Consider the following 15,235-nt stretch of genomic DNA (forward strand, 5'->3'; position numbering starts at 1 on the left):
GGTCGTGTGGCTGTCTGGAAACGGAAAGGGCAGGTGCCCGCGATTCTAGCGCGAACCCCCGCCCTGGCGCTTATCACGCTTTTAAGGCGCAATCCTCGCTCGGCGTCTGCTCCGTGTCCCGTTTAGCGCCCCACTCAGCGAATCGCGTTGAGCACCGCCTCAGCGCCGCGGCCGATGGCCAGCAAGGCGTCGTCGGTGTGCGGTGCGCCTGCCAGCATCAGGCCGACGGGCGCGTCGCCGCGCAGATGGCAAGGCAGCGACAGCGCGCAGGTGTCGAGGAAGTTGAACACGCTCGGGTTGCGCAGGATCAGCGCGTTGGTGCGGCCGAAAGCTTCATCGTCGTCGATCAGGTCGGCTACGCGCGGCGGGACAACCGGCACGGTCGGTGCGACGACCGCGTCGAAACGCTGCCACAGCGTGCGCGCGGCTTCGTCGAGCATGGCCTGGCGCTCGGCGAGCAGATCCAGATAGTCGACGGCGCTGGCCGGCTGGCCTTTCAGGATGCGCACCAGCACGCGCGGATCGTATTGATCGCGGTGCTTTTCCAGCAGCGGACGGTGCCATGCATAGGCTTCGATCGGCGAAAAGCCGAAGCGGTTGATCTCGGGCAGACGGTCGAGCGGCGCGAAGCGCACTTCCGTGACGATCGCGCCGGCCGCTTCCAGATGCTTGAGGGCAGTATCGATCGCGGCGGCGACCGCCGGTTCGACGCCGTCGGTCACGAAATTGGTCAATACGCCAAGGCGCACGCCTTCGAGCGGCCGGGCCGCCGGAATGCGCGGTTCGAGTCCGGCCAGCATGCGGTCGACCAGCGCGCAGCACGCCACCGAGACGCCGATCGGCCCGAACGAATCCAGCGTGGAAGAAAGCGGTACGCCGCCTTGCTTCGGAATGCGATCAGCGGTCGGCTTGAAGCCTGTCAGGCCGCATAGCGCAGCCGGAATGCGGATCGAACCGCCGGTATCGGTGCCGAGTGCGACGGCCGCCATGCCGTCCGCGACCGACGCCGCCGCGCCCGACGACGAACCGCCCGAAATCCGCTCGTCACCCTTCACACCGCGCTGATACGGCGACAGCGGATGCCCGTAATGCGGATTCAGGCCGAGCCCGGAAAACGCGAACTCGCTCATATTGGTACGCCCGACGATTACCGCGCCCGCCCGTTTCAGGCGCGCAACCGCGACCGCGTCCGCCTTGGCGGCGGGCGCGTCGGCCAGCACCACGGAACCCGCTCGGGTCGGCTGGCCTTCGATATCGAACAGGTCTTTGACCGACACCGGAATCCCGGCAAGCGGCGAGAGCACGGTGCCGGCGGCGCGCAGGCGGTCGTGCGCATCGGCGGCGGCGCGGGCGCTGTCGGCGTCGACGTGCATGAAGGCGACCGCACCCTGGCCGGCCGGATCGGCGATCCGTTCGAGCGCGGTTTCAACGAGCGCGCGGCTGGTGGTGCGGCCCGCGGCGAGGTCGGCGGCAAGCTGGGCTAGCGGCGGGAAGGGCGTGAATTCGGTGGCCATGATGTCGGGAAGGACCAGGTTAGATGCGCGATTAGATGCGCGGTTAGCTTGAGATCACTTTGTAGCGGGTTCCCGCTGACTGCGCAGCCGGGCCCGCGTTCAGGGTCGGTCAAATCCGGTTGAATAATGTCGAGCGGAACGCTTCGATATGCTTTTGCACCGATTGGCGGGCGCCTTCGGCATCGCGTTCGCGCAGCAGGCGAAACAGCTCCAGATGTTCTTCGTGGACGTCTTCGAGATGATGCGGCTCGGACAGAGAAATGAACCAGAAGCGCAGCGAGCGTTCGTGCAGCCCACGCAGGATGTCGGCCAGCACAGGGTTGCGCGACGCCGCCGAAATCGCCAGATGAAACTCGCGGTCGATATCCATCATGCCCTCGATATCATGCGCGGCGACGCACACCGACGAGCGGTCCAGCAAGGCCTGCATCGCGTCGAAATCGTGTTGCTGCGCATGGCGAGCGGCCAGCTCGACGCAGTAGCTTTCGTTGACGAGCCGCACGTCGATGATCGCCAGCACGTCGTCGAGCGAAACTGGGCGGACCATGATGCCTTTTCTCGGCATGATGGTGAGCATGCCTTCGTGCACCAGCCGGTGCAGCGCCTGATGTACCGGTGTTCTGCCGATGCCCGTCAGCACCATCAATTCCGCTTCGTTGAGCACCTCGCTCGGCCGCAAACGCATCGTGATGATCTCGCGCTTGACGAAGGCATAGGCCTGCTCGGCGAGACTCGCCGAGCCGGTTTCGCGGGGGGCACTGGAACGGCGGGCAGTCTGCAAAAGCGTCATGTGAAGAAGGTGCGGGCGGTGTCGTCCGCATTGTAGAGCAAGGTTTTGCGCGGACGGCGCCGGGTGGACGGTTGCTCACCCGGCGCCGTTTGCGCATGACGCGTGCTTGGTTCTCACACGTCACAGCAATCACGGAAATCCTGGCGTGTCAGGCGCTCCTCGGCGTCACCGCCGCGGCATGTTGCACCTTGACGCGCGGCATCATCAACGTGACCAGCCCGCCGACGATCAATGCTCCCGCGATCAGCACCAGCCCGAAGGTCACGCTATGCGTCGCATCCTTCACGATGCCGAGCACATACGGGCTCACATAGCCGGCCAGATTCGCAATCGAGTTGATCACGGCGATGCCGGCCACGGCCGCGGTGCCTTGCAGGAACGTAGTGGACATCGACCAGAAGATGCCGAAGCCCGCCAGAATGCCGATATAGGCGATCGACAAACCGGTGACGGCGAGCGGAATCGAGTTGGTCACCGAGGCGCTGCCGAGCAGGCCCGCCGCGCCGATGAAGCAGCATACGGCGTAATGCCAGCGTCGTTCGCCCGTGATATCCGACGAGCGGCCGATCAGGATCATGCCGATGCCCGCCGCGAGATAGGGAATCGCGGTGACGAAGCCGTTCGTGACGAGATTCGTGACGCCGAGGTCCTTGACGATCTGCGGCAGCCAGAACGAAAAACCCGCGTTGCCGGTGACGAGGCAGAAGTAGATCAGCGTCAGCAGCCAGAAGCGGCCCGAGCGCAACGCAACCGCCAGACTCTGCTCAGCGCCGGCCGCTGCCGCCGCCGTGTTTTCCCGCGATAGGCGGCCGAGGATTACGCGCTTTTCGTCGTCGGTGAGCCAGGCGGCTTCGGCGGGCGTGTTGCGCAACACGGCGAGCGCCCAGAAGCCGGCGAGGATCGACGGAATGCCTTCGATCAGGAACATCCACTGCCAGCCGCGCAAGCCGTGCGCTTCATGCAGCGCCGACATCAGAAAGCCCGATAACGGCGCGCCGATGATTCCTGCCACCGGAATCGCCGCCATGAACACGGCGACCATCCGCGCGCGCCGGTCGGACGGAAACCAGAAGGTCAGATACAGCACCACGCCCGGCACCAGTCCGGCCTCGGCGACGCCGAGGAAAAAGCGCAGCACGTAGAACATCGTTTCCGAGCGTACGAACATCATCAGACATGACAGCAACCCCCACAGCATCGTGATGCGGGCGATGGTGGCGCGCGCACCGAACTTCTTCAGCAGCAGATTGCTCGGCACTTCGAACACGAAATAGCCGAAGAAAAAGATCCCCGCGCCGAGTCCATACGCCGCGTTCGAAAGGCCGAGGTCGCCGGTGAACTGCAGCTTCGCGTAACCGATGTTGACGCGGTCCAGGTACGACAACACGTAGACGAGAAACAGGAACGGCATGATGCGCCAGGTGATCTTGCGCAGGGCGGCGGCTTCGAGCCACGCGTCGGAAGACGCGTCGGCGTCGGCGGATAGCGAAGGGGAATTCATGGATGCCTCATTCGACGATAGGTAACGCGTGCACGCGGTAAGCGTGGCGCAGCGTGCGGTTCAGGACGGGGTCGTGCAGTTCGAGTTCGAGCGCGTCGCCGTCGGCCATCCCGACGATGCCGCCTTGTACCGCCAGCGTGCCGCAGAACATCGCGGCGCCTTCTGCCACGGGTGCGCGTTCCAGCAGATCGGCGGCCGGCAGCAGCGACGCGACGCTGCCTTGCTGATAGACGCGTCGCTCGCCGTTCTTTGTCGCCGCGAAGCCGCGCAGTTCGAGTTGATCCCAGTGACCGGCGACATCGTCGAAACGCCATGCGTCGCGTGCGACCGGTTTCGGGCAAACCTGTTTGGAGACCGTGACGCCATAAGCCTCGACTTCGCGGTCGGTATGGTCGGAGCCGACGGTGACAAGTAGCCCCGCTTTCGAGCGCACCAGCACGCACTCTGCTTCACCGCTCGACTTCACGCCCACCACGTCGATCTGTTCGGCCTGTGTCAGCAGTTCGGCGCCGAGGCGGTAGAAGCAGGGCGTGGTAGACGGCCGCTTCACGCCGAGCTCTGCCAGTTCGGCGATGTGATGCTCGATCGCTGCCTGATCGCGCCCGGCCCAGCCGGCGATCGTCAGACGATTCACTTCGACGATATCGGCGCGACTGTCGCCGGAACGATCTACAACATTGAAGGACACCTGCATCACTCGACTCCCAAGAAAATATGCAGCAAATATTATTGTGATATTTCACAGGTGTCCAGCGTGTCAAAAAAGTTTCGGGTCAACGGCCCCGCCGTAAGGTTAGCGATCCGGCCAACCCCACGTCCTTTCGGCTTTTGCGCGATTTGGTGCGCCGCACGAGTACGTTACACTGCGTTTTTGAGACATTACTTTTTGTAAGGGACATATCCATGCATCACGGCATCGGCTTCATTCAGGATCTGGCGGTCGTGATGGCGCTCGCCGGCGTCGTCACCGTGCTGTTCCATCGCCTGAAGCAGCCGGTGGTGCTGGGCTACATCGCGGCGGGCGTGATCATCGGGCCGTACACGCCGCCGTTCCAACTGATCCACGACGAGCAGACCATCCAGACGCTCGGTGAACTCGGCGTGGTGTTCCTGATGTTTTCGCTCGGACTCGAATTCAGCCTGCGCAAGCTGTTCAAGGTCGGCGCGACGGCGATCGTCGCGGCGCTCTCCGAAATCGTGCTGATGCTATGGATCGGCTACGAGATTGGCAGCGCGTTCGGCTGGAGTTCGATGGACTCGCTGTTCCTCGGCGCGATTCTCGCGATCTCGTCGACGACCATCATCGTCAAGGCGCTCTCCGAACTGGGCCTGAAGCGCGAGAGCTTCGCGCAACTGGTGTTCGGGATTCTGATCGTCGAGGATATTCTCGCCATCGCGATGCTGGTGCTGCTCTCCGGCATCGCGCAGACAGGGCAGTTGAGCGCGGGCGTCGCCGTCGTGACACTTGGCAAGTTGTTGCTCTTCATGACGGTGTCGTTGGTGGTGGGCATTCTGCTCGTGCCGCGCGCGTTGAACTACGTGGCGCGCGCCAAGAGCGACGAGATGCTACTGGTCTCGGTGCTCGGCTTCTGCTTCGGCTTCTGTCTGCTGGTGGTGAAGCTCGATTACAGCATTGCGCTCGGCGCGTTCCTGATCGGCGCGATCATGGCCGAGTCGCGCCATCTGCATCGGATCGAGCACCTGATCGCGCCGCTGCGCGACGCCTTTTCCGCGATCTTCTTCGTGACGATCGGCCTGATGCTGAACCCGGCCGTGTTGGTCGACTATGCCTGGCCGATTGCGGTGATTACGGTGGCGGTGATCATCGGCAAGATCGTGTCGTGCGGGCTCGGCACTTTTCTCGCAGGCAAAGATGGGCGCACGGCGATGCGGGTCGGCATGACCGTTTCGCAGATCGGCGAGTTCTCGTTCATCATCGCGTCGCTCGGTTTGACCTTGAAGGTGACGAGCGCGTTTCTGTATCCGATCGCGGTGGCCGTCTCCGCGTTGACCACGCTTTTCACGCCTTACCTGATTCGTGCCGCCGATCCGCTGACGCAGCGTCTCGGGCAGGCGATGCCACGCACGCTAGTCAACGTGTTCGGCATGTACGGGCAATGGCTGCGTAGTTTGAGTACCGGAACCGGCGAGCCGACGTTGTTCGGTATGACGCGGCGGATCGTTTTGCAGATCGCCGTCAATCTCGCGCTGGTCGCGGCGATTTTCCTGATCGTGTCGTATAGCGCGCCTCACACCAGCACCTTGCTCGCGCACTGGATGAGCTCCGAGCCGATGCAGCGCGTCGTTTTATGGAGCATCGCGCTGGTGCTGTCGATGCCGTTCCTGGTCGCGGTCTATCGTAAGACCAAGTCGCTCGCGCTGTTGCTCGCCGAGGTGAGCGTGCAGCCGGCGACAGCGGGGCGCTTCACCAGCGCGATTCGTTACGCGATCTCCGATCTGGTGCCGGTGGTCTCGATGGTCGGCGTGTTTTTGCTGGTCGCGGCGCTCTCCAGCAGCATCTTGCCGCCGACGGGCCTCCTGACCGTCGTGCTGGTGTGCGCTGCGCTACTGTTGGCGCTGGTGTGGCGCTGGTGTGTGAAAATCCACGCCGCGATGCAGATCGCCCTGCGCGAAACGTTCGAAGAACAGCCGGATCCTTGAGTTAGACGACCTGCGTCCTGAATCGCAACAATGTGAGCAATTGTGTGCGGGTTTGCCGGGCTTGCCGCGCTAGCGGATAATCAGGGCATATTCATTCGTTCGCGTGGAAGGCGCCTGTCTGACTGTCATGAGCGAAAACAAACCTGAAAACGCCGGTAAGCCCGGCAGCCCTTCGTCGCCTTCGGCGACGCCAACGCCCTCGACGTCGTCAACACCGTCCGGCGCAACTCCCGGCGCGTCGAAGTCCGACGTCTTGCCGCCTGAGCCGGCGGTCACGTTACCGCTTTCCCACGAAGATTCCATCCAGTCGCCGATCAAGGACGTAGTCACGCCGTCGGCTGCATCGCCTGCTGCCGAGGAGGCCGCGGCGAGATCGTCGACCGACGACCCTGACAGCGCATCCACCGTCACCCCCACCGATGCGCAAACGGCGCGGCAACGCGACGCGGCTGAAGCACGCAGTTCAGCGGCTGCATCGACTGCTCAGCAGGAGGCCGAGGTTCACGAGCGCGCGGCACGCAAGGCGGGACAGGTCTACAAGAGTCCCGTTACACGCCCCAGCACGCTCGGGAGCAGCGAACCGCTCGCCGGTGAATTGAGCGCTCCGGCCGACGAAGCTGCCCTCACCGCAAACGAGGAGAAAGCGGAAGAAGCGGCCGCTGGCGCCCGTCGAGCCGGCTCGCCGCCGCCGGGTTTCGGCGCCGCGCCTGACTTCACCGCAACGAACCCGCCGCCGCCGAATGCGTTGCCGCCTTCGCCGCCGCGCTATCTGAAGCAAAGCGATTCGGCGTGGACCGTGTTCGGCCGCATCATCGCGGCGCGCGCGCGTCAGCTGTTCGATCGCGCGGGCCAACGGATCACGCAGCGCACGCTGCGCATCGGCGTGTCGGCGCGTATCTTTCACCCGGAACCGGGCGCGAAGGGACTGCGGGGGAAGACGCTGCAATACCTCGAGGAATCGATTGCGCACTGGGTGATGTCGCGCGATGTGCTGGTGTTCATGATTCCGACGGTCGGCCATCAGGGCATGCTGCATCCGAGCAATATCCGTTTGCGCGACTACGCGAAGCATCTCGACGGTCTGCTGCTGCAAGGCGGCGCGGACGTCTCGCCGCAATCGTACGCAGAACAGGCGACGAGTCCCGAGTGGCCGGGCGACCGCGTGCGCGACATGTACGAACTTGAGCTGCTGCATGAGTTCATCGAGTCGGGCAAGCCGGTGCTCGGCGTGTGCCGTGGTTGCCAGTTGATCAACGTGGCGTTCGGCGGCACCTTGTATCAGGACATCGCCACTGATGTGCCGACTGCCGGCGCGCACGTCAACGAGAACTACGATCAGCATCGGCACAGCATTCATTTCCCGGATGGCTCGACGCTGGCCAATATGTTCCCGGGCCGGCGCGAGGCGATCGTCAACTCGATTCACCATCAGGCGGTCAAGACCATTGGCCGCGATCTGAATATCGAGGCGGTGTCGGCGTCGGACGGCATCATCGAGGCTGTGCGCTATCGGCGTGCGCCGTTTGTGATGGGCGTGCAGTGGCACCCGGAGTTTCATCGCGCGGGTGGTCCGGAGCTGCTCGATTGCACGCCGTTGCTCGATACCTTCCTGCGGGTGGCGCGCGAAACGCGGTTTTAAGGGCGCGCCTTTAAGCTGCGCTTTCGAGTTTCGAGTCTGGTCTTTCAAGCACGATTGTCACGGGCCGCTGCCATGTTTGGCGGCGGCTCGTTATCACGCTACCTATCTCCATATTTCTGCACTTCTTCATGTTGGATTCGCGCGAACGCCATGCAGATTGGGAAACGTCTGCACGACGTCATGCGCGAGTCAAATCGTTGCGTTTTTGTCTTATCTGAAATCTTTTATTTCGCGACGGATCCGTCCATCCAGCCAAATCATTCGTTATCGATTTATCTCGATTTAAAGTCCGTCAGCGAGGCACTTGAATGCTTCGCTTAGTAGCTAATCCGCGCGATAATCCAAGGCTGTTTTGGATTTGCATGGAGCATGCACGTATGAAGTACCCCTTAATTGTACGGCGCGCCATGTTGCTCGCGGCCTCGTGTGCGCTGTTGCAGCATGGTGGTTTCGTACTGGCAGCGCAAAGCGACGAGACCGCGCCGCTGGTCGGCACGCGGCCGGCCATCAACACGCTCACGCCGCAACCGGTCGCCGCCGCGCTGCGTAGCGCAGCATCCGCCACACCGGCTAACGTCAGCGATGCGCAAGGCAACGTCGCCGAACTGATGCAGATGATTCACGAAGCGAGGCTGAGCGAACTGCGCACCACATATAACGGCAGCTATGGCGCGAGTCTGTTTTTCTATCCACAGGAAATGACGTACTACGTCGCGCTTTTTCAGGACAAGCATTTCTGGCGCGTAATCAAGTCGGAAGACGTAGGCCGTGCCGAAGCGGTCTATGCAGGTTTCGTCCAGCAGACGGCGCAACTCGCGGACGTCGAGATTCGCCGTACGCAGTTGCAGGCGCAGAAGGCGTATATCGAAGACATCATCGCGTTATCGGAAGATCGCGCGAAGCGCTTGCAGGCCGATCTCGATGTCGCGCGCACGCAGCAGGCCAAGGTCAACGACTACCAGCGGCAGGCGCAAGGCGAGGCGGCGGCGCTGCGCGCGGAAAAGGAAAAGGCACAGGCGCAGTTGCGTCAGGTACAGGGCGAAGTGATGCAGTTGCAGCGGCAAACCGAGTTCGGATTGCCGACACAGAAGTAGGCGTAAGAGCGTAAAAAAGCCCGGCCATGAAGGGCCGGGCTCAGACCGCTGATCAACCCCACGTTTTTCGGAGCGTGGGGTTTTGTTTTTTTGCGCCCCGCGTTGGATGACGATCAAACCAGGCGCACGTACCTCATCGATCCAGCCGGTACACATAGCGCAACGCAGTAATATCCACGCCGCCCATATGATCCGGTTCGGCGCCGACGAACTGCCAGCCTTGCCGTTCATAAAAGCCGATCGCCGGTGTGTTGCCTTCGAGCACGTAGAGATACAACTGCGTTTCGCCTTGCGCGCGCGCCCAGTCTTCGGCAGCACGCATCAACAGCTTGCCAGCGCCGATGCCCTGGTGCCCAGGCAGCGCATGCAGGTTGTCGAGCAGGACACCCCACGCGGACTCCGGCTGTCGTTCGACGCAGACAAAACCGATCGGCTCGTCCGCGAGCTCGGCGATCAGCACGATGCGGCGTTCGCCGCCCGGTGCGCGCAGGCGCGCTTCCCAATAGGCGGCGCGCTCCCGCGTCACCTCGCCGTCGAGGAACGCGTCCGGCAGCAGGCCGCGATAGGTCGCCTGCCAGCTGGCGCTATGAATCGAAGCGATCAGCGCCGCATCCGCGAGGGTCGCAGGGCGCAGTGAAAGTGCGTGGGAGGTTTGCATCGGGATGGTGGTCAACGGGAATGGCCTGTCTGCGAAAAGTCTACCGCAAGGGTGAGCAGATGTTGACTGTAATGAAACTGTATGGAATACGCGACAGCGCCAGGAACGGTAACATTACGTGTTGCGGGTTCCCGGTATTTCACAACGTTTACCCTGATACCATGCAAATGTGTTCAGCATGAAAATGCAGCGCCCCCGGCGCGTTCTAATAATTGAGTTGCCCGCGGCATCCGCTTGCCGAACGCAGTGGATCGTTTCAACTGCCTGAGCGCCGCCCGTCTGCGTGGCGACAGGCTTATCAGAGAATGTCATGTCTACTGCGTCACACGCTACTTCCTCATCCGAAGAATCCAAGTTCAAGACAGTTTTCCGCGTGGTCAGCGGCAACTTTCTTGAGATGTACGACTTCATGGTCTACGGCTATTACGCATCCGCGATTGCCAAGACCTATTTCCCAAGTGGTAACGAATTCGCCTCGCTGATGCTGTCGCTGTCGGTATTCGGCGCGGGCTTCCTGATGCGTCCGCTTGGCGCAATCGTGCTGGGCGCTTACATCGACCATCACGGCCGGCGCAAAGGCCTGATCCTCACCCTCGGGCTGATGGCGCTCGGTACCCTCACGGTCGCGTCGATACCAGGCTACGCGACCATCGGCGTGCTCGCGCCCGTGCTAGTGCTGGGCGGCCGGCTACTGCAAGGCTTCTCGGCCGGGGTCGAACTGGGCGGCGTGTCGGTCTATCTGTCGGAGATCGCCACCAAGGGTAACAAGGGCTTCTATTGCGCATGGCAGTCGGGCAGCCAGCAGGTTGCCGTGGTGTTCGCCGCGCTGATCGGCGTGGTGCTCAACAAGGTGCTGCCGGCTGACCAGATGACCGCCTGGGGCTGGCGCGTGCCGTTCCTGATCGGCTGCCTGATCGTGCCGTTCCTCTTCCTGATCCGCCGTTCGCTGCAGGAAACCGAGGAATTCAAGGCGCGCAAGCATCGTCCGAGCATGGGCGAGATCATGAAGACGATGGCCGCGAACTGGGGCATCGTGCTGGGCGGTATGGGCATGGTCATCATGACCACCGTGTCGTTCTACATGATCACGGCCTACACGCCGACCTTCGGCAAGGAAGTGCTGAAGCTGTCGTCGATCGATACGCTCGTCGTCACCGTCTGTATCGGTTTGTCAAACCTGATCTGGCTGCCGCTCGCGGGCGCGTTGTCGGATCGCGTCGGCCGCCGTCCGGTGCTGATCGCCTTCACGATCCTGACGATCATCACCGCATACCCGGCGCTGCAATGGCTGGTCGCCGACCCGTCGTTTGCTCGCCTTCTGGCAGTCGAGCTGTGGTTGTCGTTCCTGTACGGCAGCTACAACGGAGCGATGGTGGTGGCGCTGACCGAAGTGATGCCGGTCGAAGTGCGGACCGCCGGCTTCTCGCTGGCCTACAGCCTGGCTACGACGATCGGCGGCTTCACGCCGGCCATCTCCACCTTGCTGATTCACACCACCGGCAACAAGGCCGCGCCTGGCCTGTTCCTGGGCGTGGCGGCGATTTGCGGACTGATCGCGACGCTGGTGCTGTATCGCACGCCGGAGTCGCGCAATCAGTATCGCGCGGCTTAAGCGTCACCGTTCACCCGGACAAACAAAAACCCCGCGCTCGTGAGAGCGCGGGGTTTTTTCTTGAGCGTTGCGTCGGCACCGAATTCGCTGAATCCGGCCCAGTTAGCCGCGGCGCAATTCGTTAGCCACTGCCTCCACCACGTCGCCCCATTCGCCGGGTTGCGGCTGGCGCAACAGCGTTACGCCCGGATACCACGGACTGCGCGACTCGCCGACGAACCAGCGCCAATCCGCAGCGAACGGCAGCATCAGCCATAGCGGTTTTTTCAGGGCGCCGGCCAGGTGAGCGATCGACGTATCGATCGACACGACCGCGTCGAGCCGCTCGATGATCGCCGCGGTATCCGCAAAATCGCCGATCCGCTTATCGAAGCGATGAATCGACGCCGCATGCGGATGCGCGTCGAGCGCCGCGTGTTCCTCGGCGCTCAGTTCAGGTTGCAGCACGATCCAGTCGATCCCTTCGAGCGCGAACAGCGGAGCGAGCGCGGCGAGCGGCATCGAACGGGTTTCGTTCTGCTGGATGCGTCCTGACCACGCGATGCCGATCTTGCGCTTTGCGTGACCGCCGAGCGAGCCGCGCCATTTGCGGCCATAAGCCGGCGGCGCGCTGAGGTAGGGCGTGCGATCGGGAATCGTGTCGTAGGTTGTGCCGAGCGCGAGCGGCAAGCTCAACAGCGGGCATTGCAGATCCGCTGCTGGACGCGGCGTGCCCTGGGCGATCAGTGTCACGCGCCACGCTTGTGCGGCCGGTGCAAGCAGCGGCAGCAGTTGCGGTTGCACTTCGAGCACAACGCGCGCGGCACGCTGGGCGGCCAGTGGCACGAAGCGCACGAATTGCAAGGTATCGCCGAAACCCTGTTCGGCATGAACGAGGAGCGTGCGTTGTTCGATCGGCTCGCCGTGCCAGCGCGGCAACGTCTGAATGACCGGATGCGCGGTGGTTTGCAGCCGCCATTCGTATTCCGGAAGCCCACGCGCGAAATCGCGCAGCGCGAGCCAGGCCAGCGCGCGGTTCATGTGCGCGGAGGCGAGATCGGGGCGCAAGCGCAGCGCCTGATCGAAGGCCCGCACTGCAGCGGCGTGCGCGCCCAGTGCCTGGTGTGCGGTGCCGAGACTCAGCCATGCAAGCGCGAACTGCGGATCGAGGCCCACCGCGCGTTCGAGATACGGCAGCGCTTGCGCATGGTGTCCCAGCGCCGCGAGCGCGTTGCCGAGCCCGAAGATGGTGGGCGGCAGGTTCGGCTGCAGGGCGAGCGCTGTCTGGAAAGAGGCAACCGCTTCCGCGTGGCGGCCGGTGGCGTCGAGCGTATTGGCGAGATTGAAGTGCGCGGCGACGAAGCGCGGTTCGGCTGCCAGTGCGGCCTGAAATCGCGGAATCGCCTCGTCCGCACGGTCGAGCGCGTTCAGCGACATGCCCATGTTGTTGAGCGCACCCGCATGCCCAGGGCGCAATTCAAGCGCGCGCTGGAACGACGCGATCGCCTCCGTATGCCGGCCGAGCGCGTGCAATGCATTGCCGAGATTGTTGTGCGAAGACGGGTCGTTCGGTTGCAGGCGCAGCGACTTCTCGAAGGCGTCGGCGGCGTCTTCGTGGCGGCCCACCGACGCGTACGCATTGCCCAGGTTGTAGTGCGCCATCGGGAATGACGGCGCCAGCGTGAGCGCATTGCGAAACTGTTCGATGGCGTCGTCGATCTGGCCGAGCGCCTTCAGCGCATTGCCGAGGTTCAGCTGCAGCGCGGCGTCTTCCGGGCGCAGGTTCACCGCGCGCCGCACGAGCTCGGCGGCTTCGGCGTGCTGACCCTGCTGGTGGCGCAGGACGCCCAGCAGGTGCAACGCATCGACGTGCACGGGGTTGCCGTCGAGCGTCGCGCGGTAGCCGCGTTCGGCGTCGTCGAGGCGGCCGTCACGATGCGCCGCGAAGGCGCGGTCAAATACTTGTTGCATGACGGAGGGGTGGCATTCGGGTGAGGCAGAGGCCGCATTTTCCCACACTCGCCGGGCCGCTCTCCAAATTGACCTGTTGTCTCGATATCTATAACATATGAATACCTGTTCATATGTATGTCAATGATGCCGCTTACCATGGCTTCCGCTATCTCACCCGTCAGCGTCGAAGACCGCCCGGTGGAGACGATCGTGCCGCTGGCCGACCTGTTCCGCCTGCTTGGCGATCCGACGCGTTTGCGCATCGTGCTCGCGTGCGTCGACGAGCGGCGCGCGGTCGGCGCGATCGCGGAGGGGCTGGGGCTGTCGCCGTCGCTGGTGAGCCACCATTTGCGGCTGCTGCGCGCGGCGCGGATCGTGCGCGCAGAGCGGCAGGGCAAGCAGGTGTTCTATCTTGCCGCCGATCGCCACATCAGCGCGATGCTGGCCGGCATGCTCGAGCATGTCGCTGAGCCGGCCGGCGAATTTTCTTTGGACCCGTCATGAAGAAAATCACCGCCCCGCACCGGGCCGCCGAAGAGCGCGAGGACGACCACGCGCCGGTGTGGCTCGAGGGGGAATTCGATGGCATCGATGGGGAAGATGCGCAAGGCGAGGGGAAGGAAGTCGAGGCTCGCGATCAGGCCGGGCTTCGGCACGGCGCGGGTCATCCTGATGCAGACGATGCACGTGCGAGCGGCTTGCAGGGGCACGAAGCGCATGAGCGCGAGGCAAGCACGCACGGTATTCGTGAGCAGGGCGCGCATGATCACGGCGCGGACCACAGCCGCAGCATCGACGGTCATAGCAGCCACGCCGGGCACAATCACGGCAGTCATGCCGACCATAGTCACAGCGACCACGCCCACGGCAGCCACGCCGGCCACAGCCACAACCACAGCGGCCACAGCCACGCCCACGCACCCGCCCCAGGCCACGGCCGCGCGTTCGCACTCGCCGTCGGGCTGAACGTAGCAATCGTGGTGGTTCAAGCCGTCTACGGCGTGATCGCGCATTCCACCGCGCTGCTCGCCGACGCCGGCCACAATCTCTCCGACGTGCTCGGCCTGCTGCTCGCCTGGGGCGCAACCTGGCTGGTCGCGCGTCGTCCGTCAGCACGCTACACCTTCGGCTATGGCAGTTCGTCGATCCTGGCGTCGCTCGCCAACGCGGGGCTGCTGTTGTTCGCGTGCGGCGTGATCGTCGCCGAGGCAATCGGGCGCCTGATGAATCCGGCACCCGTCGCAGGGCTGGTGGTGTTCGTCGTCGCGACGGTCGGCGTGGTCGTGAACGGCTTCTCGGCGTGGCTCTTCATGCGCGGCTAGAAGGAAGATCTGAACATTCGCGGCGCGTTCCTGCATATGGCCGCGGACGCCGCCATCTCGGCCGCGGTCGCGATCAGCGGCCTCGTGATTCTCTACACCAACTGGACGTGGCTCGACCCGGTGATGAGCCTCTTCGTGGTCGCGGTGGTGGTAGTCGGCACGTGGGGACTGCTGCGCGATTCGGTGCGCATGGCGCTCGACGCCGTGCCGCCAGGCGTCAGTCTGCAGGATATCCGCGACTATCTCGCCGGACAGCCTGGCGTCACCGACGTGCACGACCTGCACGTCTGGGCCTTGTCGACTACCGGCAACGCGCTCAGCGCGCATCTGGTGATGCCGGCAGGTCACCCCGGCGACGAGTCGATCGACGCCATCGTCGTCACTCTGCGCGAACGTTTTTCGATGCAGCACGCTACGCTGCAAGTCGATCTCGGCACCACCGAGCACCGATGCGCGATGGATCATTCCCACGATTGATGCAGCGCACCGTTGAGCGGCTTATCGGCGGCGTA

11 protein-coding genes and 1 pseudogene are annotated in these 15,235 nt (G+C 63.7%); 6 read left to right on the forward strand and 6 right to left on the reverse strand.

Features of this window, described 5'->3' with window-relative positions:
• Window positions 1–134: 134 nt before the first annotated feature.
• The 4 genes from BM438_RS24540 to BM438_RS24555 form a co-directional block, all read right to left on the reverse strand.
• On the reverse strand, window positions 135–1,514 hold the full coding sequence (locus tag BM438_RS24540) for an amidase (protein WP_093639153.1): 1,380 nt from the start codon (window positions 1,512–1,514) through the stop codon (window positions 135–137).
• A gap of 109 nt (window positions 1,515–1,623) precedes the next feature.
• Window positions 1,624–2,304, reverse strand: a complete 681-nt coding sequence (locus BM438_RS24545; protein ID WP_093639156.1) for a GntR family transcriptional regulator — start codon at window positions 2,302–2,304, stop codon at window positions 1,624–1,626.
• Window positions 2,305–2,452: 148 nt separating this feature from the next.
• Entirely contained in the window at window positions 2,453–3,805 is a 1,353-nt protein-coding gene (locus tag BM438_RS24550) for an MFS transporter (RefSeq protein WP_093639159.1), read from the reverse strand.
• A gap of 7 nt (window positions 3,806–3,812) precedes the next feature.
• Complete coding sequence (locus BM438_RS24555; RefSeq protein ID WP_093639162.1) at window positions 3,813–4,499, reverse strand: DUF2848 domain-containing protein; 687 nt, start codon at window positions 4,497–4,499, stop codon at window positions 3,813–3,815.
• Between the two features lie 209 nt (window positions 4,500–4,708).
• Here BM438_RS24555 and BM438_RS24560 point away from each other — a divergent pair, with 209 nt between their 5' ends.
• The 3 genes from BM438_RS24560 (at window position 4,709) to BM438_RS24570 (ending at window position 9,199) form a co-directional block, all read left to right on the forward strand.
• The gene (locus BM438_RS24560; RefSeq protein ID WP_093639165.1) at window positions 4,709–6,466 is read left to right on the forward strand and encodes a cation:proton antiporter; all 1,758 of its coding nucleotides are present in this window, start codon (window positions 4,709–4,711) and stop codon (window positions 6,464–6,466) included.
• Window positions 6,467–6,593: 127 nt separating this feature from the next.
• Window positions 6,594–8,105: a gamma-glutamyl-gamma-aminobutyrate hydrolase family protein gene (locus tag BM438_RS24565; RefSeq protein ID WP_093639168.1), complete on the forward strand. Its 1,512-nt coding sequence runs from the start codon at window positions 6,594–6,596 to the stop codon at window positions 8,103–8,105.
• Between the two features lie 377 nt (window positions 8,106–8,482).
• Window positions 8,483–9,199, forward strand: a complete 717-nt coding sequence (locus BM438_RS24570; protein WP_093639171.1) for a DUF2968 domain-containing protein — start codon at window positions 8,483–8,485, stop codon at window positions 9,197–9,199.
• 133 nt (window positions 9,200–9,332) lie between these two features.
• On the opposite strand, the gene BM438_RS24575 is transcribed toward BM438_RS24570, so the two are convergent.
• Window positions 9,333–9,857 carry a GNAT family N-acetyltransferase gene (locus BM438_RS24575; protein ID WP_093639174.1) on the reverse strand — a complete coding sequence of 175 codons (525 nt, stop codon included), beginning with the start codon at window positions 9,855–9,857 and terminating at the stop codon, window positions 9,333–9,335.
• A gap of 310 nt (window positions 9,858–10,167) precedes the next feature.
• Between BM438_RS24575 and tcuC the strand changes: the two genes are divergently transcribed.
• Complete coding sequence (gene tcuC / locus BM438_RS24580) at window positions 10,168–11,469, forward strand: MFS transporter (RefSeq protein ID WP_093639177.1); 1,302 nt, start codon at window positions 10,168–10,170, stop codon at window positions 11,467–11,469.
• Window positions 11,470–11,571: 102 nt separating this feature from the next.
• On the opposite strand, the gene BM438_RS24585 is transcribed toward tcuC, so the two are convergent.
• Entirely contained in the window at window positions 11,572–13,419 is a 1,848-nt protein-coding gene (locus BM438_RS24585) for a tetratricopeptide repeat protein (protein ID WP_093639180.1), read from the reverse strand.
• Window positions 13,420–13,557: 138 nt separating this feature from the next.
• On the opposite strand from BM438_RS24585, the gene BM438_RS24590 reads away from it, so the two are divergent.
• Together BM438_RS24590 and BM438_RS24595 are read left to right on the forward strand one after the other, a co-directional pair.
• The gene (locus BM438_RS24590; RefSeq protein WP_093639183.1) at window positions 13,558–13,905 is read left to right on the forward strand and encodes an ArsR/SmtB family transcription factor; all 348 of its coding nucleotides are present in this window, start codon (window positions 13,558–13,560) and stop codon (window positions 13,903–13,905) included.
• A pseudogene (locus tag BM438_RS24595) lies at window positions 13,902–15,200 on the forward strand (cation diffusion facilitator family transporter). Before BM438_RS24590 ends, BM438_RS24595 begins: the two are co-directional and overlap by 4 nt.
• Window positions 15,201–15,235: the final 35 nt, after the last annotated feature.

This window comes from Paraburkholderia aspalathi (assembly GCF_900116445.1).
GTDB lineage: Bacteria > Pseudomonadota > Gammaproteobacteria > Burkholderiales > Burkholderiaceae > Paraburkholderia > Paraburkholderia aspalathi.

Coding starts and splice junctions, on each gene's coding strand:
- BM438_RS24540 (WP_093639153.1), bottom strand. CDS start 1,514: ATGGCCACCGAATTCACGCCCTTCCCGCCGCTAGCCCAGCTTGCCGCC.
- BM438_RS24545 (WP_093639156.1), bottom strand. CDS start 2,304: ATGACGCTTTTGCAGACTGCCCGCCGTTCCAGTGCCCCCCGCGAAACC.
- BM438_RS24550 (WP_093639159.1), bottom strand. CDS start 3,805: ATGAATTCCCCTTCGCTATCCGCCGACGCCGACGCGTCTTCCGACGCG.
- BM438_RS24555 (WP_093639162.1), bottom strand. CDS start 4,499: ATGCAGGTGTCCTTCAATGTTGTAGATCGTTCCGGCGACAGTCGCGCC.
- BM438_RS24560 (WP_093639165.1), top strand. CDS start 4,709: ATGCATCACGGCATCGGCTTCATTCAGGATCTGGCGGTCGTGATGGCG.
- BM438_RS24565 (WP_093639168.1), top strand. CDS start 6,594: ATGAGCGAAAACAAACCTGAAAACGCCGGTAAGCCCGGCAGCCCTTCG.
- BM438_RS24570 (WP_093639171.1), top strand. CDS start 8,483: ATGAAGTACCCCTTAATTGTACGGCGCGCCATGTTGCTCGCGGCCTCG.
- BM438_RS24575 (WP_093639174.1), bottom strand. CDS start 9,857: ATGCAAACCTCCCACGCACTTTCACTGCGCCCTGCGACCCTCGCGGAT.
- tcuC (WP_093639177.1), top strand. CDS start 10,168: ATGTCTACTGCGTCACACGCTACTTCCTCATCCGAAGAATCCAAGTTC.
- BM438_RS24585 (WP_093639180.1), bottom strand. CDS start 13,419: ATGCAACAAGTATTTGACCGCGCCTTCGCGGCGCATCGTGACGGCCGC.
- BM438_RS24590 (WP_093639183.1), top strand. CDS start 13,558: ATGGCTTCCGCTATCTCACCCGTCAGCGTCGAAGACCGCCCGGTGGAG.